This window comes from Paraburkholderia sp. SIMBA_054, from assembly GCF_046534875.1.
In the GTDB taxonomy this organism is placed as follows: Bacteria; Pseudomonadota; Gammaproteobacteria; order Burkholderiales; family Burkholderiaceae; genus Paraburkholderia; species Paraburkholderia hospita.
Genome location: NZ_JAWRXV010001628.1, coordinates 1 through 239, shown reverse-complemented (window position 1 = coordinate 239; position 239 = coordinate 1). Strand labels below are relative to the sequence as shown.

The following is a 239-nucleotide window of genomic DNA, read 5'->3' as shown; positions in this document are numbered from 1 at the left end:
GTCATTGTTTAGTTCCCCCAACTCATCAAAAAAAAGTGGTGTTCCACCCGTGTGTATAAATAAGATTCTTTTATCTTTAATTTGATTACTTTCAATATACTTTTTCATTCCCCAAAATGCTTTACCCGTATACGTAGCATCAAGTGGAACACCATCTTTGATTAACGATTCTTTAATAGTTTTCAGAATGTCGTCATTATAACTTCCATAACCGTTAACTATATATTCATCAGTAAAAC

The 239-nt window shown here is 31.8% G+C and carries 1 pseudogene; it reads right to left on the bottom strand.

Annotated features, from left to right (window positions below):
* Positions 1–239 (bottom strand): annotated as a pseudogene (locus SB822_RS60585) (hypothetical protein); the annotation flags it as partial.